This is a genomic window from Dysgonomonas sp. ZJ279 (genome assembly GCF_011039205.1).
GTDB lineage: Bacteria > Bacteroidota > Bacteroidia > Bacteroidales > Dysgonomonadaceae > Dysgonomonas.
The window spans coordinates 805,137-828,679 of the sequence record NZ_JAAKEL010000001.1; the positions used below are offsets into that span (position 1 = coordinate 805,137).

24 protein-coding genes are annotated in these 23,543 nt (G+C 37.3%); 9 read left to right on the forward strand and 15 right to left on the reverse strand.

Translation table 11 applies throughout. From position 1 onward, the window contains the following. Positions 1–894: a DUF4835 family protein gene (locus tag G7Y57_RS03595; RefSeq protein WP_165020798.1), complete on the forward strand. Its 894-nt coding sequence runs from the start codon at positions 1–3 to the stop codon at positions 892–894. Between the two features lie 285 nt (positions 895–1,179). Further along, on the forward strand, positions 1,180–2,229 hold the full coding sequence (locus G7Y57_RS18135) for a bifunctional transcriptional activator/DNA repair enzyme AdaA (RefSeq protein ID WP_165020799.1): 1,050 nt from the start codon (positions 1,180–1,182) through the stop codon (positions 2,227–2,229). Positions 2,230–2,238: 9 nt separating this feature from the next. On the opposite strand, the gene G7Y57_RS03605 is transcribed toward G7Y57_RS18135, so the two are convergent. Further along, the gene (locus tag G7Y57_RS03605) at positions 2,239–3,060 is read right to left on the reverse strand and encodes a tetratricopeptide repeat protein (protein ID WP_165020800.1); all 822 of its coding nucleotides are present in this window, start codon (positions 3,058–3,060) and stop codon (positions 2,239–2,241) included. Positions 3,061–3,213: 153 nt separating this feature from the next. Between G7Y57_RS03605 and G7Y57_RS03610 the strand changes: the two genes are divergently transcribed. Beyond that, positions 3,214–3,987, forward strand: a complete 774-nt coding sequence (locus G7Y57_RS03610) for a M15 family metallopeptidase (RefSeq protein WP_165020801.1) — start codon at positions 3,214–3,216, stop codon at positions 3,985–3,987. Positions 3,988–4,088: 101 nt separating this feature from the next. Here G7Y57_RS03610 and aspS read toward each other — a convergent pair whose 3' ends face one another. From aspS to G7Y57_RS03635, 5 genes are all read right to left on the reverse strand, one after another. Further along, positions 4,089–5,849: an aspartate--tRNA ligase gene (gene aspS, locus G7Y57_RS03615; protein WP_165020802.1), complete on the reverse strand. Its 1,761-nt coding sequence runs from the start codon at positions 5,847–5,849 to the stop codon at positions 4,089–4,091. A gap of 26 nt (positions 5,850–5,875) precedes the next feature. Further along, entirely contained in the window at positions 5,876–6,166 is a 291-nt protein-coding gene (locus tag G7Y57_RS03620) for a putative quinol monooxygenase (protein WP_165020803.1), read from the reverse strand. 95 nt (positions 6,167–6,261) lie between these two features. Then, positions 6,262–6,744: a GNAT family N-acetyltransferase gene (locus tag G7Y57_RS03625; RefSeq protein ID WP_165020804.1), complete on the reverse strand. Its 483-nt coding sequence runs from the start codon at positions 6,742–6,744 to the stop codon at positions 6,262–6,264. Positions 6,745–6,746: 2 nt separating this feature from the next. Beyond that, complete coding sequence (locus G7Y57_RS03630; RefSeq protein WP_165020805.1) at positions 6,747–7,256, reverse strand: hypothetical protein; 510 nt, start codon at positions 7,254–7,256, stop codon at positions 6,747–6,749. A 2-nt stretch (positions 7,257–7,258) separates the two neighbouring features. Further along, a complete protein-coding gene (locus tag G7Y57_RS03635; RefSeq protein WP_255491321.1) occupies positions 7,259–7,669 on the reverse strand; it encodes a putative quinol monooxygenase in 411 nt (136 codons plus the stop codon). Between the two features lie 119 nt (positions 7,670–7,788). Between G7Y57_RS03635 and G7Y57_RS03640 the strand changes: the two genes are divergently transcribed. After that, positions 7,789–8,664 (forward strand): EamA family transporter, encoded by an 876-nt coding sequence (locus G7Y57_RS03640; protein WP_165020806.1) that lies wholly within the window; start codon positions 7,789–7,791, stop codon positions 8,662–8,664. A 13-nt stretch (positions 8,665–8,677) separates the two neighbouring features. Here G7Y57_RS03640 and G7Y57_RS03645 read toward each other — a convergent pair whose 3' ends face one another. Further along, positions 8,678–9,181, reverse strand: coding sequence for a hypothetical protein (locus G7Y57_RS03645; RefSeq protein ID WP_165020807.1), 504 nt, complete (start codon positions 9,179–9,181; stop codon positions 8,678–8,680). 219 nt (positions 9,182–9,400) lie between these two features. Between G7Y57_RS03645 and G7Y57_RS03650 the strand changes: the two genes are divergently transcribed. Continuing rightward, the gene (locus tag G7Y57_RS03650; protein WP_165020808.1) at positions 9,401–9,991 is read left to right on the forward strand and encodes a sigma-70 family RNA polymerase sigma factor; all 591 of its coding nucleotides are present in this window, start codon (positions 9,401–9,403) and stop codon (positions 9,989–9,991) included. 75 nt (positions 9,992–10,066) lie between these two features. On the opposite strand, the gene G7Y57_RS03655 is transcribed toward G7Y57_RS03650, so the two are convergent. Continuing rightward, positions 10,067–11,023, reverse strand: a complete 957-nt coding sequence (locus G7Y57_RS03655) for an aldo/keto reductase (protein ID WP_165020809.1) — start codon at positions 11,021–11,023, stop codon at positions 10,067–10,069. A 295-nt stretch (positions 11,024–11,318) separates the two neighbouring features. Continuing rightward, on the reverse strand, positions 11,319–11,750 hold the full coding sequence (locus G7Y57_RS03660) for a DUF2147 domain-containing protein (RefSeq protein WP_165020810.1): 432 nt from the start codon (positions 11,748–11,750) through the stop codon (positions 11,319–11,321). A 175-nt stretch (positions 11,751–11,925) separates the two neighbouring features. Here G7Y57_RS03660 and G7Y57_RS03665 point away from each other — a divergent pair, with 175 nt between their 5' ends. The 4 genes from G7Y57_RS03665 (at position 11,926) to G7Y57_RS03680 (ending at position 18,432) form a co-directional block, all read left to right on the forward strand. Beyond that, the gene (locus G7Y57_RS03665; RefSeq protein WP_165020811.1) at positions 11,926–12,618 is read left to right on the forward strand and encodes a carbonic anhydrase; all 693 of its coding nucleotides are present in this window, start codon (positions 11,926–11,928) and stop codon (positions 12,616–12,618) included. A 100-nt stretch (positions 12,619–12,718) separates the two neighbouring features. Beyond that, positions 12,719–15,043, forward strand: coding sequence for an ATP-dependent helicase (locus tag G7Y57_RS03670; protein ID WP_165020812.1), 2,325 nt, complete (start codon positions 12,719–12,721; stop codon positions 15,041–15,043). Between the two features lie 239 nt (positions 15,044–15,282). Beyond that, positions 15,283–16,719: a hypothetical protein gene (locus G7Y57_RS03675; RefSeq protein WP_165020813.1), complete on the forward strand. Its 1,437-nt coding sequence runs from the start codon at positions 15,283–15,285 to the stop codon at positions 16,717–16,719. A gap of 87 nt (positions 16,720–16,806) precedes the next feature. Beyond that, entirely contained in the window at positions 16,807–18,432 is a 1,626-nt protein-coding gene (locus tag G7Y57_RS03680; protein WP_165020814.1) for an OmpP1/FadL family transporter, read from the forward strand. Between the two features lie 83 nt (positions 18,433–18,515). Here G7Y57_RS03680 and G7Y57_RS03685 read toward each other — a convergent pair whose 3' ends face one another. From G7Y57_RS03685 to rimM, 6 genes are all read right to left on the reverse strand, one after another. After that, positions 18,516–19,469, reverse strand: coding sequence for an N-acetylornithine carbamoyltransferase (locus tag G7Y57_RS03685; RefSeq protein ID WP_165020815.1), 954 nt, complete (start codon positions 19,467–19,469; stop codon positions 18,516–18,518). Then, positions 19,469–20,371, reverse strand: a complete 903-nt coding sequence (locus tag G7Y57_RS03690) for an acyltransferase family protein (RefSeq protein WP_165020816.1) — start codon at positions 20,369–20,371, stop codon at positions 19,469–19,471. The genes G7Y57_RS03685 and G7Y57_RS03690 overlap by 1 nt, the downstream gene beginning before the upstream one ends. Continuing rightward, complete coding sequence (locus tag G7Y57_RS03695) at positions 20,372–20,554, reverse strand: hypothetical protein (RefSeq protein WP_165020817.1); 183 nt, start codon at positions 20,552–20,554, stop codon at positions 20,372–20,374. Beyond that, complete coding sequence (locus tag G7Y57_RS03700; protein WP_165020818.1) at positions 20,554–21,804, reverse strand: glutamate-5-semialdehyde dehydrogenase; 1,251 nt, start codon at positions 21,802–21,804, stop codon at positions 20,554–20,556. Before G7Y57_RS03700 ends, G7Y57_RS03695 begins: the two co-directional genes overlap by 1 nt. Before the next feature lies 1 nt (position 21,805). Beyond that, positions 21,806–22,882 carry a glutamate 5-kinase gene (gene proB, locus G7Y57_RS03705; RefSeq protein ID WP_165020819.1) on the reverse strand — a complete coding sequence of 359 codons (1,077 nt, stop codon included), beginning with the start codon at positions 22,880–22,882 and terminating at the stop codon, positions 21,806–21,808. A 97-nt stretch (positions 22,883–22,979) separates the two neighbouring features. After that, on the reverse strand, positions 22,980–23,507 hold the full coding sequence (gene rimM / locus G7Y57_RS03710) for a ribosome maturation factor RimM (RefSeq protein ID WP_165020820.1): 528 nt from the start codon (positions 23,505–23,507) through the stop codon (positions 22,980–22,982). Positions 23,508–23,543 lie beyond the last annotated feature (36 nt).

Consider the following 23,543-nt stretch of genomic DNA (forward strand, 5'->3'; position numbering starts at 1 on the left):
ATGAAGCGATATATATCTATTATACTATTTCTCATAAGTTCTGTTGCTATAATGCAAGCGCAGGAGCTTAATGCAAAACTGACTTTAAATTCACAAAAAGTACAGTCGCCGAACAGGGAGTTAATCACCTCGCTCGAGAATGCTGTTAATCAGCTATTGAACGAACAAAAATGGACAGATGCCACATTCTCAAGAACCGAGCGGATAGATGCCATTGTTGGTATTACTGTTAATGAAATGCCTACTGAAAATAGTTTTATAGCCGACATACAGATTACTACTCGTCGTCCGGTTTATAATTCTACTTATGTGACTCCTATTCTAAATTATAGGGATACTCAGTTTGAATTTAGCTACTTGATGGGACAATCGGTCGACTTTAATAATTATAATGTAACGAGTAATCTGGTTGCAACCATTGCTTTCTATTCGTATATCATTATTGGGTTGGATTTCGATTCATTTTCTCTGAATGGGGGACGACCTTATTTCGATAAAGCTTTGGATATAGCAAATAAAGCTCAAACGCTTAACACTAAAGGCTGGGAGCCCTTTTCGGGTAAAGGTAATCGGTATGATCTGGCGGTGGCACTTACGGACGAAAGTTCGAAGTCATTTCATACAATGTGGTATAATTATCATCGCCTTGGTTTGGATGAAATGTCGACCAATCCGGCACGTGCAAGAATACGTGTAATTGAATCTATAGCTGATCTGCAAAAGGTATACGAAGCCCGACCATCGTCTCTTCTGTTGACTCTTTTTGCTGAAACAAAAATGGAGGAACTGGTGAGAATCTGTTCACAAGCTACAACCGAAGAGAAACAAGAGATAAAAAAGAAACTTTTGCTAATGTTTCCTACCAAGAATAATATTATCAATACGTTGAAATAGTATTATTCTGAAACTTATTGTTTTAACGTGAGTTCGATGTAAAATCTTCATTCGAATTTGTCATCCCGATACGCAGTGAGGGATCTTGACTATTCTTTGTTATAGGAGAATAGATCCCTCACTGCGTATCGGGATGACAGAGTAGACGAGAGACAAATACCAGCTCATAACTACTAGCTATATGATATTATATCGAACTCACGTTATTTTAATTAGAAAAAAATACGTGTCAATTTTTCGGTTGCAATAAGGCTTATCTAACTAATATCTTTGTAAAAAAAGCAAATGAAAAAAGAAGATATATTTTATAAGGCATTACTCGATAAAGATAAATCTTTTGAGGGAACATTTATTGTAGGCGTAAAAACTACAGGAATATTCTGCCGTCCGACTTGTACAGCCCGTAAGCCTAAGCAGGAGAATGTAGAGTTCTTCAATAATACGAAAGAGGCGATATTGAAAGGATACAGAGCGTGTAAAATATGCAGGCCTATCGAAAAACCGAACGATACACCCGACTACATAAAACAAGTTATAAAGAAAATAGAATCTGATCCGTCTCTAAAATTGAAAGATTACGATTTGAGGCAGATGGATATAGAGCCGAGTAAGATACGGCGCTGGTTTCAAAAAAATCATGGAATCACATTTCATAGCTATCAGCGGATGTATAGGATCAATACTGCTTTTAAGCAAATACAATCGGGGATTTCGGTTACAGATACAGCCTTCGATTCGGGATATGAATCTCTGAGTGGATTTAACGATTCATTTAAGAAAGTTTTCGGAGTGTCGCCAAAACAAAGTCATAATCAGCAGATAATCGATTTTACGCGTTTCGAAACAATCTTGGGTACAATGGTTGCCTGCGCTACAGACAAAGGTATTTGTTTACTGGAATTTTCGGATAGACGAATGCTCGAAACCGAACTTAAGCAATTGGCTAAAGTGCGTAATGCAACTATCATACAAGGTTATAATGTTTATTTTGATTTGCTTAAAAATCAGATAGATGCTTATTTTGAAGGGAAACTAACCGAATTTGATATTCCACTTGATATAGTTGGTACTGATTTTCAGAAAACTGTATGGGATCAACTCATCAGTATTCCTTATGGTAAAACGCGATCTTACAAAGAACAAGCAGAAGTTTTAAACAAACCTTTAGCTGTAAGGGCTGTCGCAAATGCCAATGGAATGAATAAGATTGCAATCATCATACCTTGCCATCGTGTTATTGGGTCTGATGGATCATTAACAGGTTATGCAGGAGGTTTATGGCGTAAAAAGAGGCTCCTTGATCTGGAAAAAGAAGTGCTTGACAGAAACGGCTGAATTTTATTATTATTTACATAGACGAAGAAAGTCTTCAATTACTTTTTCATCGGCGCCCATCTCTTTAGCTTTCAGAAAATCTTCTTTCGCTTGAAACTTGTCGTATTGAGCTAATCTTAGTTGTCCCCGTAAGATATATATAGATGAGTTTTCATATCCTAATTCGGCAGCTTTGGTTAAGTCTTCTTGTGTACGTGCTAATTTATTAAGGTGCAGATAACATTCGGCACGATTGAAATAGAAGTCAGCATTAGTTTTGTTTTTATATATCAAGTCAGTATACATTTCTTCCGCTTCTTTCCATTCCCCTTTTCGTTTTGTGAGCATTGCCAGCCCCGATTTTGCCAGAATGTTTTCGGGAGAAATAGCTATTATTTTTTCAAAATCTTCTTCAGCAGCAAAAATATTTTTTTTATTCATCTGTAATAACGCTCTGCGATAAAGTGCCTCTATATCATCGGGATTTGAAAGTAGGATGGCATTATAATCTTTCATTGCATCATCGAAGCGATCCATTTCACAATAAAGGGCGGCTCTGTTATGACGCAAGAATGCTATATCGGTATATTTATCTATCGCTACGTTGTAGGAAAAGAGTGCTTCATCAAATTTTCCTAAATGTCGTTGCACTGTTCCCAGATTAACCATCAACATTGTATTGCCTGCATTGCCCGGCTCTTTGCGCAAAGCGGCTAAAAAAGCCTGTTCGGCAGCTGCATATTCACCTTGTTCTGTATAATCCATAGCACGGTTTACATATTCTTCGTAAGTCTGTGCGCTAAGCGATGTTACGCAAAAAGTAAAAATGAGTATAGCTAAATATTTTTTCATTGTTCTATTTATCTTGTGCAACAAAAGTACGCTATATTAACAGATATTTGCGACATATATTATCTAAAAAGATATTAAATACTGATAATAGATACTTATGAAAATAAATCTTATATGTTTGTATATACCCGCTTAATATCTTTCTTTTGCAAGATGAAATTTAGAATATCTTTTTTCTTTGCTGTCTATCTTATGGTATCTATTGCCATAGCTCAGGATATATCTCAATATCCAGTAGAAGTAAAGAGGCTATTGATGGCTTACCCCGAGACAATTGTGGGTTATGATGGTACATCTATTATTTTATATAATGGCACCAAGATAGCATACACAAAAGGCACAAGTGCCAATCATACCGATTTGCTTAATAGTACTAATCTTGGTGATATATTCGCTTATGAATATAAAAGAGGTTTAGTAAAAGATATTCCAAAGAACTATGATCCCGGACGAATCCGCAGCGATAAATTATTGAAGATAATGTACGGATCGACATCCGAAGAGGTTCAAAAGAATCTGACGACGATTATCTGGTGTCCTATGCTTGTTAATCAAAAGTTACGGGTTACAAAAGTGAATGGGGTTGATAAACAATTACAAAAAATATCGGATGAGTTAGACCAACATCCCGAATTGAAGGATTATCTGACTAGTTCGGGCACATTTAACTGGAGAAAAATAAGAGGTACCGATCGGTTGAGTTCTCATAGCTTTGGTACGGCTATTGATATAAGTGTCAAATATTCTAACTATTGGCAGTGGGATTGCCGTTGTACTTCTGAAGATGTAGATTTGAACTATAAGAATAAAATACCCCAATTGATTGTCGATATATTTGAAAAACATGGTTTTATATGGGGTGGAAAATGGTATCATTACGATACAATGCACTTTGAATACAGACCAGAGCTATTAATAATGGAATAATGCATAAAAGAGAAACGACCAACTTAGTTGGTCGTTTTTACTATTATTTGATAAGCTGTTCTCTATAAAGAACTTCTTTACTCATATTCACTTGCTATCTTTTATTCTTTTATCTTTATATCTATTTTCAATCCTAATTCATCCAATTGTTCTTGCTCGATAGTTGACGGAGCGTCGATCATCATATCACGTCCCGAATTATTTTTAGGGAAGGCAATACAGTCACGGATCGAATCCAAACCTGCAAATAAAGATACCAAGCGGTCTAGACCGAAAGCTAATCCTGCGTGAGGAGGAGCTCCATATTTAAACGCATTCATTAAGAATCCAAATTGAGCCTGTGCCTTTTCTTCGGTAAAGCCTAAAACTTCGAATATCTTCTTTTGCAGTTGACTGCTATGAATACGTACCGAACCACCACCAACTTCGACACCATTGATTACCATATCGTAAGCGTTTGCACGAACAGCACCCGGATTAGAATCCAGTAAACTGAAATCTTCTTCTTTCGGACTGGTGAAAGGATGATGTTTGGCGAAATAACGTCCAAGTTCCTCGTCTTTTTCAAGTAGAGGGAAGTCTACTACCCATAGACAACTGAATTTATTTTTATCGCGTAAGCCCAGTTGTTCTCCAACTTCTAAGCGTAGTTCGCAAAGTTGTTTTTGAGCTTTTTCTGTTTCGCCACAGATGATTAAGATAAGGTCACCCGGTTCTGCCTGACAACGTTCTGCCCATTTCTTCAAATCTTCTTGATCATAGAATTTGTCTACTGAAGATTTTAATGAACCATCTGCTTCGTAACGAACATATACAAGACCTTTTGCCCCGATCTGAGGGCGTTTTACGTAATCTGTTAAAGCATCTAATTGCTTACGGGTATATGATGCAGCGCCTTTAGCACAGATCGCACCTACATATTCTACCGAATCGAATACAACAAAATCCTTACCTGTGGTAAGGTCTTTTATTTCGACAAACTCCATACCAAAACGGGTATCGGGTTTATCCGAACCATAGTATTTCATAGCATGGGCATAGTCCATACGAGGAAAATCAGCCAGATCGATATCTTTTACAACTTTGAAAAGATGTTTTGTTAAACCTTCAAATATATTTAATACATCTTCTTGATTTACAAAAGACATTTCACAGTCTATTTGAGTAAATTCGGGTTGACGATCGGCACGAAGGTCTTCGTCACGAAAACATTTTACTATTTGAAAATAGCGGTCAAATCCCGAGACCATCAACAATTGTTTAAATAGCTGAGGCGATTGTGGCAGAGCGTAAAATTCTCCCTGATTCATACGTGACGGAACAACGAAGTCGCGCGCACCTTCGGGAGTAGAACCAATAAGAACAGGAGTTTCTACTTCTAAGAACTGGCGTTCATCGAGGAAACGACGTGTTTCGAATGCAATTCTATGACGAAGTTCTAGATTCTTGCGTACCGGATTACGGCGAAGATCCAGATAACGATATTTCATGCGGGTATCGTCACCACCATCCGTTTCATCTTCGATAGTGAAAGGAGGGGTATCCGATGTATTTAGGATGACAAGTTCATTGACAATTATCTCTATTTCTCCGGTTGGGATATTCAGATTCTTGCTAGAACGCTCTTGTACCGTTCCAGTTATCTGCAATACATATTCACGTCCCAGTTTGTTCGATTGCTCGTACAAATCGGCGTTTACGTCTTTACTGAAAGCTAATTGAGTGATGCCATAACGGTCGCGTAAATCGACAAAAGTCATTCCGCCACCTAATTTCCGTGCTTTTTGCACCCATCCTGCCAATGTTACTTCTTTATTAACATCTGCAATAGTCAACTCTCCGCAAGTATGATTTCTGTACATATTCTGATTTATCTTATTCTGATTTCTTAATAAACTTGTTTGATTATATCTACTGCCAGGCTCTCGATCTTGCCTGCAATACCTCTTTTAAATGCAGCGAAATGATCGCTGGCGTTATGCAAATCTATGGCTTGTTGGTCTTTCCATACTTCCAGTAACGTAAACTTAAGAGGGTTGTTAACATCTACATGCAGGTCGTATGATATATTGCCCGATTCTTTTCGGGTTCCGTCTACTACCGCATGAAATACCTTTGTTAGTTCGACTTTATGTGCTTCTTTAACTACAATAGTTGCCACGATTTTCAATTCAGCCATAACCTTATAATTTAAATGTTTTGAGATTACAAAAGTATAGATTTTATTTGTGTTTAAGACCGCTTTAAGCAGAAAAAGAAAGATATAGAATGTGATTATCCTATATCTTTTATCATTACAAAATTGCTCTTGTTTTCGCTTGCGACTCTAAAACCGGCTCGCTCATATAATTTTCTCGCTTCATTCTGTTTAGACACACTTAGCGATAGAGCTTTGATCCCTCTATTTTGATAGCATCGTATTATTGTTTCTATCAATCGGGTTCCTATTCCTTTATTTCTATACGGAGCTAATACTGCCATACCTATTTCGGGAATAGCTTCGTCTATAAATCCATAGTTCATATCCGATTCTTTAAACAATCGCCCCCAGATTACACCGATTAGCTTGTTGTTTTGTTCAGCTACAAATGCGATATCGTTTTCAGTTTTACCCCAGTCTTTTATATATTTGTGTATATCAGGTTCGTATATTATTGAAGGGGGAAATGGCTTGGCTCCCTCAGGTACAAATAAAGCATGAAACAGCATTTCTTCAAGAAATGCTGTTTCATGTAATTGTAATTCCCTTATTCTCATATTTATAACGGGGAAGGAGGTGGGCTCAGATTTACATGTACCTGTTCGTTTATCAGACGTGTGTATAACTCGTTGGTCGTCATTTTGTTTCCAATTTCGAAAGCAAGTAAGCCTGTATCGATATTAATGAAATACTCATTGTTATTTATATCGATTATACTAAACCATTGTAGAATGCCATTACTGAACTCCATACCTAGCCATCTTAGATGTGTTGTTCGGAGGTTGAATTCCAAATCTCCTCTTTTATAGCCTCTAATGTATGCTTTATCATTAACTATGTAGAGTATCCCACTACTCTCGTAAGCCATAAGCTTAAAAGTTGTATGTTGCGCTTCTTTTGAGTTAATTCTAATTGAAGCCGTAAAGCTAACATTTGACGGTAGATTCGCCAACAATTTTTTTCTTTTACGCTTCTTTATATAATAAATCCCAAAGACTATCCCTGCGATTAAAGCAATAGGGAAGGCTACGATTAAGATTATTACTAAGAGTAGTTCCGATTCCTCCATACTTATTTCAGAATCTGCTTATATAATGTTACACCGGTACCTACGGTTTTGCCCGCTGTAGCTTCCTTATATTCTTTCATGTGAGCAGAATTGTTATGAATATTTATAGCATCCTGCGATTTCCATTCTTCTAAAAAGATCAGTTTGGTACTATCGTTAATATCTTCATGCAGATCATAGAAAATACATCCTTCTTCGGCTCTGCTGGCTTTTATCATTTTATCAAAGATAGGCATCAGCTCTGTTCTGTATTCAGGCGCCACGGTCATAGTCGCTACTATTCGCAGCTCGTTACCTGTCGGTTGATATTTAGTTTCTTCTACGGTCGAGGTTTCAGTCATTTTTTCTGTTTTAGGGTTGCAGCTTACCATACAGATAAGGCTGAATAGTGAAATAAAAGCAATTTTTTTCATAATTATAGTTTTAGTGTTATACGATTGCAAATATATTTATTTTCAGCAGATGTAGGGCTATCAATTTTAAATATTCGTAAATTTGCTTAACCGTCACTATTAAAATCATTAATTTCAGTATGAGTGTCTTAGTAATTGTTGCAATACTTCTTCGTGTACTGTCTAACCCGATGGGTAATGTGTTTCAGAAACAATTGACTAAGAAAACGATCAATCCTCTTTTTATCAATTTCGGAACTTATCTCTTACTAGGCATAGCCTCCCTACTTTATATTCCTTTTATAAATATAAGTCTTTTAGCCGCTGAATTCTGGTTTTATGCTTTTCTTGGTGGAATTATGGGAGCATTGGGTAATGCATTACTCATAAAGGCTTTTGAGAAAGGTGATCTTTCAGTATTGGGGCCTATTAATTCTTATAAGTCTGTTATCAGCATTATATTCGGTATTATTCTGTTAGGTGAAATTCCAAGTGTTTGGGGAATCTTGGGTATTATCTTAATAATAGGAGGAAGCTACTTTGTTTTAGATACCACCGAAGAACGATTCTCGTGGAGATTATTAAAGCAGAAAGAGATTCAGTATAGAATAGGTGCAATGGTATTTTCGGCTATCGAGGCCATTTTTATAAAAAAAACAATATTGTTGTCTTCTATCGAGATTTCGTTTGTGAGTTGGTGTTGGATAGGCGCTTTATTTTCATTCGTTATCCTTTCCCTATTTAAGATAGAGGTAAGAACAGAGATTCATAAAGTCGATAAATTTAGTTTACACAAGTTCTTATATTTGGTGATTTGTGTTGGTATTATGCAGTTTACTACAAATTATGTTTTTGATCACATGCCTGTCGGATATGCACTATCTCTATTCCAACTGTCGGTAATCGTTAGTATTTTCTTTGGGTATAAGATATTTAAAGAAACGAATATCCGTAAGAAGCTTATAGGTGCCATTATAATGGTTGCCGGATCGGTTATTATTATCTTAATGAAATAAGTCTTTCGTATATCTATTTCATATTTTTCTTTATCTCTTTTTCGAGATTACCTTTCTCTATTAGTTTTTCATATTTTTCTATATTCTTATCCTGTTTCAGATAACCTCTGTTTTTACGATAAAAAGCAACTGTAGCTTCTATTCCAGCCATATTGCCTGCTATATTATCTTTAGAATAATTGTTATCTAATGCATACTTTGACCAACCAATCATAAATGGAATCAACAATTCGGGATTTCCATCCATGAAATTTACAACTTTTGGGTGAATGTTTACCTTTATATCGGGCTCACCCGTTAACCATGCAATAAAGAAAGCGTTTGCTTCCTGTCTCTTTTTTGAATCTTGCCCTAGCGAAGTTTGTAATAGCCACTCCATTGTTTCTTTTATCTGGGGTTCATAAGTTTTATAGTCTTCGGCAATAACAAACTTATAGTCTTTTGGTACATTGTAATTTTGACTAAATAGAACAGTGCAAGTAAAACTGAATAATAAAAGTGATAATATTCTTTTCATAGTTTAGGTTTCTTAAATACTTGGGTAAATATTGTAATATTTTTTCACATTGACAAACGGTAATAACCCCATAGTGTTAAATTAAGTTTTGTTCTTTGGGAGTCTGATAAATTTGCTTTTTATTTGTAACTGTAACTCAGATTATTATTAACTACAAATCCAAATTTTTTGCCTATAGAATAAACATTACTCTTTATAAATAAATATAAACTAGAGATAATGGAAACATTAAGAGCGATGACCGACGAACAGTTGGTTGCTACTTATTCTAATGGTAATAATCTTGCCTTCGATATTTTACTGTCGCGACATAAACAAAGTGTATTTAACTACATTTATTTTACTGTTCGTAAAAGAGAACTGGCAGAAGATATTTTTCAAGAAACATTTATCAAAGCTATTGTTACTATCAAACAAGGACGATATACCGAAACCGGTAAGTTTCGTGGTTGGATATCTCGTATAGCACATAATCTTATAATAGATCATTTCCGCCAAGAGAAAAATGAGAATACAATTTCGAATGATGATGCACCTATCGATCTTCTTAATAACACTTCGCTCTGTGATGGTACTATAGAAGATGAGATGATACAAACACAAATAACATCGGATGTTCGAAAACTTATTTCTCATCTCCCCGACACGCAACGCGAGGTTTTGGAAATGCGTTATTATCAGGACTTAAGTTTTAAAGAAATAGCCGATCAAACAGGTGTAAGCATTAATACGGCGTTGGGTCGTATGCGTTACGCCATTATCAATATACGTCGGATGGCTGAAGAGAACAGTATCATACTGACGATGTAAGCATTTTAATATTAAACAACACTGAGAATTAAAAAAGGTGGCCCTGTGAAGAGCTACCTTTTTTCTTGTTATTGCTTATTGTGCGAGTATATTTTCAATCAGAGTTAATTCGTCGGCTCCGAATCGGGTATTATCCATCGCTTTCAAATTGTCCTGCAATTGGGCAACAGAACTTGTTCCTACAATAACGGACGTTACATGTTTATTATTAAGTAGCCATGCTAATGACATTTCGGCCAGAGTCTGCCCACGCTGTTGAGCCAGATCATTCAGAGCCGTTACTTTAGCTATAACAGCAGGGGTTATCTCGCTCTCCTGCAAAAAGCCATGACTTTTGTGGGCACGGGATGTTTCAGGGATACCATGCAGGTATTTATTAGTCAATACACCTTGAGCCAATGGAGAGAATGCGATAAAGCCTACACCATGTTTCTCGTTAATAGTCATATGCTCTTTCTCCGGTTCACGAACCAGCATACTGTACTTATCTTGGTAGATAAGACATGGCACATGTTGCGATTTTAATATTTCGTAAGCCTGCACGGCTTTAGCAGGTGGGTATTTAGATATGCCCACATACAATGCTTTTCCTTGACGTACAATGTCTATGAGGGTTTGCATTGTTTCTTCTATGGGTGTTTGCTCATCATAGCGATGCGAATAGAATATATCGAAATACTCTAAACCTGTTCGTTTTAAACTTTGGTTCAGGCTCGCCATTATATATTTTCGCGAGCTGCCGTCGCCATAAGGTCCATCCCACATAAGATGTCCGGCTTTCGAGGATATAATTAATTCATCACGATGCCCTTTCAGGTCTTTAGCAAGTATTTTGCCAAAATTAGTTTCGGCACTTCCGGGAGAAGGGCCATAGTTATTTGCCAGATCAAAGTGAGTAATTCCGTTATCAAATGCAGTGCAGATCATAGCTGTTGCCACATCGAAATCGTCCACATCACCAAAATTATGCCACAAGCCCAATGATATATCGGGAAGCTGTAAGCCGCTGTTTCCGCAGAAATTATATTTCATAGTCGTTCAAAATATTAGGTATTATGGCTAAAGTTAATAGATATTTCTTTTAGTGCATTTATTTGTATCAGTTTTTTTATATCTATAAGAAAGACATTATCATAATAATTCTTTCTCTCCCTGTCATCCCGATACGCAGTGAGGGATCTATAATATTCTGAAATGAGGTGTAGTACAGATCCCTCACTGCGTATCGGGATGACAGGTTTAGCTAAATATTTTATTAGTTATTACTCCTTTCCCTATATCGAACCACATTAATTAAACCAACAAGATGTGCTATGGAATAGAATTTTTATTTGACTCTTGTCCATGTTTGCGTTCTGCCAAATGCAGATATACCCACATAACCACGTACTTTTAGCTTGTCGGCTCCATCAAGCGAAACATTACATTTATAAAGCTTACCCGATGTTGGATCAAGTATTTTGCCTCCACTATATTCTTCGCCGTCTTTTTTGAGACCTTTAATAATTACCAAGCCCAAAACAGGTTTGTCTTTATCGGCATCTGAACAATCAACACACTTCGAATCTTTTTTGGCAGGATTCAATATCTCTACTACTTTGCCATATATTTTACCGTCTTTTTCGGTGATTTCTACGATCGATTTGGCATCACCTGTCGCGTCGTCAAATGTTTTCCATTTGCCTAAAACACTTTGTGCATTTACAGATAGTACGCCTGCAAACAAGATAAGTAAAAGTGTAACTGTTATTTTCTTCATCGTTTTTTGAGTTGTTATTACATATTTGAATTATTATCATACGAAAGTAATATTATTCTTACAGCACCCTTCACCAAAAGTCACAATAATTTTTTTGTGAAAAAAAAGTAGTCAAAAAAAAACTTGAACCAGATATTTATATACTTTTGCCCAATTTTTATAAAAAACGATACATATGCTAACTTTTAATTTTTCAAAGAAAACAGGATTATTTACTGCGTTTTTACTATTTGTTTCATTAGTTTTTGCCCAAGAAGAGAAGGTTGATGCCTTGTCTATATTGAAAGAAGGGAATAAACGTTTTTATTCCGGCCAGCTTCTGCATGAACATCAGAGTTTGGAAACAGTAAAAGAACTTGTCGGAGGGCAGAACCCGAAGGCAGTAATTATTAGCTGTTCCGATTCGAGGGTAACCCCTGAAATCTTATTCGACCAAGGATTAGGAGATATATTTTCAATCCGTACTGCCGGAAATGTAATGAGTGATTATGAAGAGGGTAGTGTAGAATATGCAGTTGAGCATTTAGGTACAAACCTGGTGGTCGTGATGGGACACCATGGATGTGGGGCAGTGAAGGCTTTTCTTAATTATGCTGAACATAAAGAAGAGCACGAAGATCATGCTGAAGTAGCAAATCATATCAATTCCATTATTGAGAAGATGAGTAGCGAAGATGAGCAAAAGACAGTTTTGGAGCAACCTGGAGATCATTATGAAAAATCGATTGAGGCCAATGTTATAAATGGTGTTAATCAATTAAGAAAATCCGATCCTATTTTGGCTCATTTGTATAAAGAAGGAAAAGTGCAGATAATTGGAGCTATTTATCATATAGAAAACGGACAAGTAGAATTCCTCGATTATTGACGACATACAGATAGTTAACAAAACTCTTTACTCTATATTTGATTGATTAGAGCAAAGAGTTTTTTTATTTATGTATCTTTGTTTCTCACTCTTATGTTATATGAATAATTTACTAGACGAATTGAATCAGCAGCAGCGCGAAGCTGTAGAATATAATGATGGACCATCTCTTATTATTGCAGGTGCAGGTTCCGGAAAAACACGCGTGCTGACATACAAAATAGCTTATTTATTACATCAGGGATTACATCCTCAAAGTATTCTCTCTTTAACCTTTACCAATAAGGCGGCAAGAGAGATGAAGGAGCGTATCGCTCAGATTATCGGATGGCAGCATGCCCGTTATCTGTGGATGGGAACATTTCATTCGGTATTCTCCCGTATATTGAGAACCGAAGCAGAGAAGATCGGTTTTACATCTACTTTTACTATATCCGATTCGGCAGATTCGCGCAACTTGATAAAGACCATTATCAAAGAATATCAACTCGATGATAAGGTGTATAAGCCGGCCCGTGTGCAGGGTACAATCTCTAATGCGAAGAATGCCTTGATTTCGCCCCAAATGTATGCTCAGAATAAAGATCTTATCGAATACGATCAGCGTGCGAAAGTACCGATGATTAAAGATATTTATCGTGATTATTGTAATCGGTTGAAAGCATCGAATACAATGGATTTTGATGACTTATTGTTTTTTACCAACCGTTTGTTTCGCGACCATCCCGATGTTTTGAAAACCTACCAAGAGCGTTTCCAATTTATATTAGTAGATGAGTATCAGGATACTAACTTTGCTCAATATCTGGTTGTTAAGCAACTCGCAGATGCCCATCACAGAGTGTGTGTGGTTGGCGACGATGCGCAAAGTATTTATTCATTTCGAGGAGCAAATATCGATAATATCTTAAAATTTAAGGAAGTATATCCTGAATCGAAACTATTTAAACTCGAACAAAATTACCGTTCTACGAAAAATATAGTAAACGCTGCCAATAGTCTGATCAGTCAGAATAGAGATCAGATACAGAAAAAGGTTTTTTCAGAGAATGACGAAGGCGAGCGCATTGAGGTGGTGAGTGCATTCTCCGATTTTGAAGAGGGTGTAATTGTTTCCAATAAAATATGGGACTTGCGGCGTGATAAGGATGCCTCTTATAGCGATTTTGTTATATTATATCGTACAAATGCGCAATCACGTGTATTTGAAGAATCGCTACGGAAAAAGAATATTCCATATCGAATCTATGGTGGACTATCTTTTTATCAACGTAAAGAGATTAAGGATGTTATAGCATATTTTCGCATGATAGTCAATCCTTATGACGAGGAAGCATTCAAGCGTATTATCAATTTTCCTACTCGTGGCATTGGTAATACGACCGTGGGAAAAGTGACAGCCGCCGCCCGATTGCACGATGTGAGTCTATGGGAGGTAATCGGAGATCCTTTGGCGTACAATCTGAATGTAAATTCGGGAACAGCTAAAAAACTGAATGATTTTCGTCAGTTAATAGAAGGCTTTATCGGGCAATTACCGGCTCTTTCGGCTTACGAACTGGCTACGCATGTTGTTAAGCAAAGCGGTATTGCCAGCGATGCTTATCAGGATCAGACTCCTGAGGGTATGAGCCGTCAGGAAAATCTTCAGGAGTTGCTTGGTGGTATTCACGAGTTTTGCGAAACACGACAAGAGGAGGGTGCAGAAAATATAGGGTTGATGGATTTTCTTTCGGAAGTTTCACTTTTGAGCGATCAGGATACTGATAAAGAGGCAGACAGAGAGAAAGTTACGATGATGACTATTCATGCTTCTAAAGGATTGGAATTTAAAAATGTATTTATCGTTGGGCTCGAAGAGGATCTTTTTCCTTCGGCAATGGCGAAGAACGAATTTAAAGGATTAGAAGAAGAGCGACGTCTTTTTTATGTGGCACTGACTCGTGCTAAAGATTTTTGTATGATGACTTATGCGAAGAGCCGTTTTCGGAATGGTCAGGTCAATGCATGTAATCCGAGCCGTTTTTTGAAAGATATCGATGTTGTATATCTTAATGTAAACAAAGGTGTACTAGACGGTGGTTTCGGATCTTTTCAAGGTGGTTTTCAATCATCGGTTTATAATTCATATAAAGATAAAACTACGGATGATGAACCGATAAGAAGAGATAAAGTTATCAGGGAGCAGCCTGAACAAATTCGCTCTAATTTCGTTAAATTAAAAGATGCAATACATAAGCCTTCCACGACGAATGGAATGTCGGAAGTAAAAGAAGGTGATGTGATTAAACATGAGCGATTTGGAGTGGGTAAGGTGACATCAGTAAGTGGTGATACGGACAGCCGGAAAGCAACTGTAGAATTTGAAAATTCGGGTATAAAACAGCTATTGCTAAAGTTTGCTAGATTTGAAATTATACAATAAAAAGCAATAATATTAGTTGATTAACTTAAAGGCGTATTTCGTTTGTTTTTATTAACATAATTGAGCGCAGCACCTTATATTTATTGGCGTCTCTTCAAGTAGAGTAAGAAAAAAAATGTACATTTGTTCTATAGTGTTTCTTTGATTCATTAAACCTTTTACAGGAGATAACGTCTAAAAGTGGAAGAAACATCTTAAAATAGTACTTAATTATAAAAAAAATAATAGGAGATCAGTTTATGAAGACAATCAAATTATTATTAGTGGTTCTAATGACAATGTTGCCATTCTCTATGTCTGCGCAAAATGGTTGGGATGACCTCTATGGTACTCCTAGAACCAGAACTAAAAAAACGAATACTAAAGCCAATCCGACACCCACGAATACAGTCCCTCCCAGACAAACAAATAATACTCAGGGACAAACAGTTAATCCAAATCAAGTAATTGTGGTAGGCGATAATGGTGATGTAACGCTAGAAACAGCACAACGCAGGCCTCTAGAAATGGATGTCGATGCCTATAATCGTCGTGGAGGAAATGTTGCTCCATCTAATAATATGGATGCCAACGAAGAATTCGAAGAAGAATATACCGATTATAAATATACCGATCGTATCGTTAAGTTTCATGATCCGGCTAATAGCGTCAGGATATCTAGCGATGACCAGATCAATGTTTTTGTAGTAAATGATTTATATAACAATTACTACACCAATCGTGGTTGGGATTTAAATATGAATGCCAATTGGGGTATGGGTTGGAACGGCGGCTGGGGCATGGGCTGGGGTGGCGGCATGTGGGGTCCCGGTTGGGGCGGCATGTGGGGTCCTCGCTGGGGCATGGGCTGGGGTGGCGGCTGGAACATGGGCTGGGGCTGGGGCGGCGGCTGGGGCATGGGCTGGGGCGGCGGTATGTGGGGCGGTGGCATGTGGGGTCCCGGTTGGGGCTGGGGCGGCGGCATGTGGGGTCCTGGTTGGGGCTGGGGCGGCGGCTGGGGCGGTGGTCGTAGAGGCAACGTCAGTATGTCAGGCCGTGGTCGTTCAGGCTACTTCGGAGCAACAGGAAGAAGTGGAAGAAATAACTCTTCGATGAGAAATACGTCAGGTGGAAGAAACAATTCTTCTAGTGCCGGACGAGGCAACACATCTAACACACGTCCAACCTACAATACCGGAGGTCGTCCAGGATCATCAACAAGACCAAATGCAGGTACAAGACCAAATAGCAATACAAACACACGTCCAAGTTATAATACATCGGCAAGTGGAGGTAGAGGTAATTCTTCAACAGGAGCAAATACCAGACCTACAACTACACGTCCGAGCTATAATACATCAACAAGTGGTAATCGTGGTAATTCTTCAACGGGAACTACTTCAAGACCAACAAGTACACGTCCGAGTTATAATACATCGACAAGTGGTAATCGTGGTGGTTCAACAGGAACAACTACCAGACCTGCAACTACACGTCCGGCTAATACATCCACATCTGGCGGTAACCGTGGATCATCATCGCCGAGCGTGAGTAGACCTAGCAGTAGTCCTTCTAATTCCAGATCATCATCGTCTTTCGGTTCACCTAGTGGCGGACGTAGTTCTTCTCCTGCATCATCGGGAGGTCGTTCATCCGGCGGCGGTGGTGGAAGAAGCAGTGGCGGTCGTGGCAGATAAGAGATAATTAATTTATAATAAATAATGCATAAGAGCTGTTTCAAAATGCAAATTGAAGCAGCTTTTTTAAACAAAAATAAAATAGTTATGAAACGTAAATATTTACTAGCATTAGCATTTAGCCTTTCTCTGGGAGCATCGTATGCTCAAGGAGAAATGGATGCTTATAAATTTTCTCGCAATGATCTGACAGGTACAGCTCGTTCTTTATCTATGGGGGGCGCATTTGGCTCTTATGTTGGAGGAGATATATCGGCTATTGCAATCAATCCGGCTGCGATAGGTGAGTATAACAGATCGGAGGTTGTAACAACCTTGAACTTTATGAATACACGGATGGAGTCTAATCTGGGTGGAAATACACAAACTGAAAATAAATTTAAAGTGAGATTTGATAATCTTGCTTTTGTTTCTACATTTCCATTACAGAGTGATGTTGCTCCTTTCCTTAACTTTGGTTTCTCGTATAATCGTCTGAAAACTTTCGATCGCCAATACTCAATGGGAGGAAATACAAGAAACTCGCTTAGTGACTATATGGTGACCAGAGCCGATGGATGGCAAACCAGCGATCTATCGTTGAACTCTAATCCGCAGGCTTGGCGTAACACAGACTGGCTGCCTGTATTAGGTTTTAATTCGGGATTAATTACAAATCGTAATAATTCAACAGATCGTTATGTGTCAACTACCAGAAATTCTGGGGGTAATAGAATTTTGACTCCGTATAGCCAATTATTCAATCAAGAAAGAGGTTCTATAAATACATACGATTTTAATCTTGGAACAACATTTTCCGATATGGTGAGTTTCGGATTTACTGTAAGTATGACCGACATTAATTACCGCATGTATTCCATATATTCGGAAGATTTTGCTAATGGAAATAATCAGGGATTTTTTGATCTTGAAAACTGGTTGAGAACAGATGGTACGGGATGGCAGGTTAAGACAGGTCTTGTATTTAAGCCTATTCACCAATTACGCATAGGTGTAGCTTATCATTCACCTACATGGTACCATATGACAGACTATTATGCTGCAGATATACAGCATGACATATCGGCGCTAAGAGGTACAGCTACTAATATACCAACTGATTATCAACCGGGACGAGTAGAAAGTTTCGATGGAAATGGAGATGGCATAACTGATTATCGTCTTCGTACACCGGACAAATGGTCATTCAATATAACAGGAGTAATTGGCCAAAGAGCTATTATTAGTGCTGATTATGAATTGACTAATTATCGTAATAATATGAGATTACACGATAACAATGGTCGTGCATTAGCTAGTGGCGATGCAGATCCGAATAATCTTATAGAACAAGATTTCAGGAATTCATCGACACTGCGTATAGGTGCAGAGATTCGTATCACTCCTTTATTCTCGGGTCGTGTAGGTTATTCATGGGTGCAAAGTCCATTAGTAGCAGAGTTTAGGAACAATGACTTTGAAGTATTCACTGTTGGTTCTGTTCCTCATTATACATTAGATGGAGACACTCATTATATAACTTATGGTTTGGGGTATAGGCTAACAAGCCACTTCTATACAGATGTTGCTTTTGTAATGACTTCTCAAAAAGATGATTTGTATACATTCTCAAGAGTTTTGGATAATTCGGGTAACGATATTGTTACTCCTGATAGAATTTCTCTTAAGACAAATCGTTTCCAAGGTCTTTTAACTCTTGGTTATAGATTCTAAGAAAAAGAAAAAATTAAGATAAATAAAAAGAGTATTTCCACTACGGAAATACTCTTTTTGTATATAGATGAAAATATGTTTTGTTATAGGCTTTCCAGAATACGTTTTATAACAGTTTGTGCCGATATTTCGCGATTAGCTGCTTCTTGTATTACTATTGATTGAGGGCTTTCTATCACATCGTCGCTCACTATCATATTGCGTCTTACGGGTAAGCAATGCATGAAATAAGCATTATTGGTAAGAGCCATCTTTTCGGTAGTTACTGTCCACGACATATCTTTACTTAATATCTTTCCATAATTAGGATCGGCGTATGCAGCCCAGTTTTTCGCATAAATAAAGTCTGCATCAGCAAATGCCTTATCTTGGTTATATTCTATTTTTGCTCCACGAACAAATTTATCGTCAAGCTCATATCCTTCGGGATGTGTAATCACAAAATCTACGTCAGCTTCATTCATAAAGTCAGCAAATGAATTAGGAACAGCCTGTGGTAACGCTTTTGGGTGAGGAGCCCATGTCAGAACAACTTTTGGACGGTCTTTCTTTTTATATTCCTCTATCGTGATCAGATCGGCAAATCCTTGCAGAGGGTGACCTGTTGCAGCCTCCATGCTAAATACTGGTTTACCTGAATATTTTATGAACTGATTTAGTATTTTTTCTTGATAGTCATCTTCTTTATTCTCAAATTGAGCAAAAGCGCGTACTCCAATAATATCGCAATAGTTTCCCATTACAGGGATTGCCTCGAGGAGATGCTCTGTTTTATCTCCATCCATTATTACGCCACGTTCAGTCTCCAGCTTCCATGCACCTTGATTTATATCCAGTACCATTGTATTCATACCCAGATTCATTCCTGCTTTTTGTGTGCTTAGGCGTGTTCGCAAGCTAGAGTTAAAGAATACCATTAACAGGGTTTTGTTTTCACCCAAATGTTTATAAGCAAAGCGATTCTTTTTAATTTCAAGAGCTTCTTTTACTGCGAGGTTCAAATCACCCAGGTCTTTAACGTTGGTATAATTTTTCATTATAAGAATATTTTTAAGCGTTTATTTATAAGGAGAATAAAGGTAGAAATAAGTATTGAGATTGCCACAATAAAAGGTAGCTTATAGAAATTATTTGTTGTGGAAAGTGGAATTAGCTGCGTTATAACTAAAATATGAATATAAAATATTCCTGCAGAAAGCTTCCCTATACTATCTGTTGCTAACTTATCTTTAGAGCCTTTGATTACAGATAAGAACAAGGCGGGGCAAAGAACAATTAGTGATAAAAATAAATTATAATACGATTGCGATCTGTATGCTATATACGATTCTATCAACAGAAATATAATGCTAATGGCAACTAAGCTATACAGTTGGTAGGTATTTACTTTTTCTGCTATTTTTCGATTTCTGAGATAATAGCCTATTGTAATAAATGGAAAACCAAAGATTAGGCCATTACAAACCAGTCGGTAATCAGCTTGTACATATCCGAGTACATATCCAGCAATGAAAAGAATGACTGCAATACTCATCAATATATTGTCATTCTTAATGTATCTTTTAAGTACAAACAATAGTATGCTGCCTGATATAAGAGCCGGCAGAAACCACAAATGGTAGTATCCTATAAATGTAAATGTAATTAATGAACGAGGTTCTATTTCTGATATATATGTAGGTAGATATATCAATGACCATATCAGATATACAATAATGAGGTGAAGTATATATTTCTTCATCTTCCTATTATCCTCTAGTTTAGAGCGTATAAAATATCCACTAGCGATAAAGAAGCAGGGAACAGCAATACGGGAAATGCCATTAGAAATAAGCCATCCGGCAATAGAGCTATTATCGAATAGAGGCTGAGTATGTATTGTAATAATTAGAATACTCAGAATGAGTTTAAAATAGTCAAGTCTGAGATTACGTTCCATTTATTCGTTGAGATAATTATTCTTATCAGCCTTGCGATTATATGTTTTTTTACTAGGATGTACGCTGGTAATTCTTTTCCATCCGGCTGATTGTTCTAGTTGAATTTCTCTGTCGGCTTTTTTGACAGCCTTTATGTAATCTTCTATAGATATTTTGCCTACCTGCTTTTTCTTCTTTTTCATTATCTTATTTGTCCGTCTCCTTCAATAATCCATTTATAAGTGCAGAGCTCATCTAGCGCCATTGGTCCGCGTGCATGCATTTTCTGTGTGCTGATGCCTATCTCGGCGCCAAGACCAAACTGAGAGCCATCAGTGAAAGCCGTAGAGGCATTGGCATAAATGCAAGCTGCGTCAATCATTGCCTCGAATAGCTTAATTGCATTTTTATCCTCACTGACAATTGCTTCGCTATGTTTCGAACTGTAGGCCGTGATATGCTTAATAGCATCTTCTATTCCCGATACAGTTTTTATTGCCATCTTATAATCAAGAAACTCCGTACCAAAGCTATCGTCATCTGCTTTCTTTAGCAGATCGAACGAATAGAATTGGAAAAGAGCGTCGAACGAATATTTATCGGCATAAATAATAACATTCTTTTTCTCAAGATCTTCGCATAGCATAGGCAGATCTTCCAGTCTGTCTTTGTCAATAACAAGACAATCTAAGGAGTTGCAGACACTAACTTTACGCGTTTTTGCATTAGTGATTATGTCCTTACCTTTTTTTACATCTCCCTCTTTATGAAAATAAGTGTGACATACTCCGGCTCCTGTTTCTATAACCGGGATTCTCGAATTGTCACGAACGAAGTTTATAAGTTCTTTTCCTCCACGAGGGATAATTAAATCTACGTAATCGCGAGCTTTGAGTAATTCGTCTGTAGCCCCTCTATCGTTGGGTAATAGGGTACATACATTCGGATTTACATCATGTTCATCTAGTAGATTTCTAATAATATCGATGATAGCCTCATTCGAAAATCGGGCATCTGATCCACCTTTTAGTATACAGGCATTGCCTGATTTGAAGCATAGTGAAAATACATCAAAGCTAACATTCGGACGTGCTTCGTAAATGATTCCAACAACCCCGAACGGAACAGTTTTTTTTGTTATATTCAATCCGTTTGGTAAAGTCTTTTCCATTAGCTGCTTGCCAATGGGAGAGGGTAGAGAAATAACATTGCGAATATCTTTTACAATATCCGAAATACGTTGCTCATTAAGTAACAATCTGTCGTATTTAGGATTAGAAATATCCATCCGTTGCAAATCTTTTAGATTTTCCGAAAGGATATAATGCATTTTAGACTCTGTTTCTTTTGCAATAGCTTCTAATATTGCATTTATTTCTTTTTCTTCTAATAGATTAAGACTTCTGCTAGCCTCTGCTACTAATTGAAACATATTCTGATGATAGTCGTCCATTTTATTTTTCTATATATAGATAGTCGTAATGTATAATTGCTTTCTTATTGTTTTTGCCAATTATCTCATTGGCTTTTTGGCTGTTGTAAGATGTTCGGCCTATTCCGATCTGTTTTCCGGATTCGTCGATAATTCTTACTATATCGTCTGTTTCGAAGTTGCCTGTTACTTTTGTTACGCCAACGGGAAGCAGGCTGATTGCTTTTTCTCCGAGTAAAGCGTCTTTAGCTCCTTCGTTGATATGGATTTCCCCTTTGGTAAATCCTTCAGAGTGAGCGATCCATTTTTTGACACTCGATACACCCTTGGTTGAAGGGATAAAACGGGTGCAAAGTGTCTCCTTATCTTTCAACAGATGTATCAGTATATTATCTTTACGCCCATTGGCTATAATCACTTCAATACCTTCTTCGGCAACCTTGCGGGCAATGTTATATTTAGTCTGCATTCCACCACGTCCGGCGGTCGATTTAGAAGATTGTATAAACTCTTCTATCTGATCTTTTTGTGTATCGATTTCTCTTATAACTTTAGACTGCGATTTGTTTGGATCTCCATCGAAAATACCGTCTATATTACTTAGAATAATTAATTTATGGCTTCCCATCATTGCTGCAACCAGTCCCGACAGTTCATCATTATCTGTAAACATAAGTTCGTTGACAGATATTGTATCGTTTTCATTTACAATTGGTATAACGTTATTATCTAACATAACAGTCATACAGTTCCGTTGGTTCAAATAATGACGGCGTGTAGCAAAGTCTTCCTTAGTTGCAAGCACTTGCCCGCAGACAATACGATGCTGATGGAATAGATCGTAGTAACGATTGATCAGTTTAGCCTGTCCAACAGCCGAATATAATTGACGAGCAGAAATTGTATCGAGCTTATCTTTTATTTTCAGTTCTGTCTTACCAGATGCCACAGCTCCGGATGATACTAAAATGACCTCAATGCCCTCTTTGTGAAGTTCAGCTACCTGATCCACTAAAGCAGACATACGCGTTACATCTAGTGTACCGTCTTTGCGTGTCAATACATTGCTTCCTATTTTTACAACGATGCGTTCTTTCATTTGAGAATGATTGTAAGAAAAACAAAGTTATAATTTTATTTGAATAAATCTTATTAAGATGGGAGACAAGTTAATTGTAAATAGAGGGGGTATTCTATTATTGGGTATCAATTAAACCTTCGGCAAGTTCGAGATGCAATATCTTTTTCTTTGCGTCGATTCCTACTATAAAGTCCTCGGTAGCAGGTATAATATATTCTCTTTCGCTATTTTTTACAAGAAATAGCGTGTTTAATGTTTTATCGTCAATTGCTTCAATCACGCCTAATTCTCCGGCTACTTCATCTATAACCGTAAATCCGATGAAGAAGTTCCAAGAATATTCAATATCCTCATTTTCTTCCTCTTCGTGATATGACCGCGGAAAATATACATCCAAACCTGATAAGCGTTGGGCTTTATCTTCGTTGTCCACGTCTTCGAAAGTCATTAATACAACTTCTTTTCCTTTGGAGCGGTATTCTTTAATAATGAAAGGTACAAATATGCCATCAATACGACAAATAAGATAAGGACAATCTACCCTTTCGAAAACATCATTCTCGAAAGCAAAAGCGATTTCTCCCTTTATGCCGTGAGGTTTAATGAACTTTCCGATCTTAAATACTTCGCTTTCCTTAATCATTATTCGATATTGTTGTGTGCCTTAAAAGTAATGTAG

Coding starts and splice junctions, on each gene's coding strand:
- G7Y57_RS03670 (WP_165020812.1), top strand. CDS start 12,719: ATGAATAATTTACTAGACGAATTGAATCAGCAGCAGCGCGAAGCTGTA.
- G7Y57_RS03695 (WP_165020817.1), bottom strand. CDS start 20,554: ATGAAAAAGAAGAAAAAGCAGGTAGGCAAAATATCTATAGAAGATTAC.
- G7Y57_RS03620 (WP_165020803.1), bottom strand. CDS start 6,166: ATGGCTGAATTGAAAATCGTGGCAACTATTGTAGTTAAAGAAGCACAT.
- G7Y57_RS03625 (WP_165020804.1), bottom strand. CDS start 6,744: ATGAGAATAAGGGAATTACAATTACATGAAACAGCATTTCTTGAAGAA.
- G7Y57_RS03595 (WP_165020798.1), top strand. CDS start 1: ATGAAGCGATATATATCTATTATACTATTTCTCATAAGTTCTGTTGCT.
- G7Y57_RS03650 (WP_165020808.1), top strand. CDS start 9,401: ATGGAAACATTAAGAGCGATGACCGACGAACAGTTGGTTGCTACTTAT.
- proB (WP_165020819.1), bottom strand. CDS start 22,882: ATGAAAGAACGCATCGTTGTAAAAATAGGAAGCAATGTATTGACACGC.
- G7Y57_RS03680 (WP_165020814.1), top strand. CDS start 16,807: ATGAAACGTAAATATTTACTAGCATTAGCATTTAGCCTTTCTCTGGGA.
- G7Y57_RS03640 (WP_165020806.1), top strand. CDS start 7,789: ATGAGTGTCTTAGTAATTGTTGCAATACTTCTTCGTGTACTGTCTAAC.
- G7Y57_RS03645 (WP_165020807.1), bottom strand. CDS start 9,181: ATGAAAAGAATATTATCACTTTTATTATTCAGTTTTACTTGCACTGTT.
- G7Y57_RS03605 (WP_165020800.1), bottom strand. CDS start 3,060: ATGAAAAAATATTTAGCTATACTCATTTTTACTTTTTGCGTAACATCG.
- G7Y57_RS03630 (WP_165020805.1), bottom strand. CDS start 7,256: ATGGAGGAATCGGAACTACTCTTAGTAATAATCTTAATCGTAGCCTTC.
- G7Y57_RS03675 (WP_165020813.1), top strand. CDS start 15,283: ATGAAGACAATCAAATTATTATTAGTGGTTCTAATGACAATGTTGCCA.
- G7Y57_RS18135 (WP_165020799.1), top strand. CDS start 1,180: ATGAAAAAAGAAGATATATTTTATAAGGCATTACTCGATAAAGATAAA.
- G7Y57_RS03690 (WP_165020816.1), bottom strand. CDS start 20,371: ATGGAACGTAATCTCAGACTTGACTATTTTAAACTCATTCTGAGTATT.
- G7Y57_RS03660 (WP_165020810.1), bottom strand. CDS start 11,750: ATGAAGAAAATAACAGTTACACTTTTACTTATCTTGTTTGCAGGCGTA.
- G7Y57_RS03655 (WP_165020809.1), bottom strand. CDS start 11,023: ATGAAATATAATTTCTGCGGAAACAGCGGCTTACAGCTTCCCGATATA.
- rimM (WP_165020820.1), bottom strand. CDS start 23,507: ATGATTAAGGAAAGCGAAGTATTTAAGATCGGAAAGTTCATTAAACCT.
- G7Y57_RS03685 (WP_165020815.1), bottom strand. CDS start 19,469: ATGAAAAATTATACCAACGTTAAAGACCTGGGTGATTTGAACCTCGCA.
- G7Y57_RS03665 (WP_165020811.1), top strand. CDS start 11,926: ATGCTAACTTTTAATTTTTCAAAGAAAACAGGATTATTTACTGCGTTT.
- aspS (WP_165020802.1), bottom strand. CDS start 5,849: ATGTACAGAAATCATACTTGCGGAGAGTTGACTATTGCAGATGTTAAT.
- G7Y57_RS03635 (WP_255491321.1), bottom strand. CDS start 7,669: ATGAAAAAAATTGCTTTTATTTCACTATTCAGCCTTATCTGTATGGTA.
- G7Y57_RS03700 (WP_165020818.1), bottom strand. CDS start 21,804: ATGGACGACTATCATCAGAATATGTTTCAATTAGTAGCAGAGGCTAGC.
- G7Y57_RS03610 (WP_165020801.1), top strand. CDS start 3,214: ATGAAATTTAGAATATCTTTTTTCTTTGCTGTCTATCTTATGGTATCT.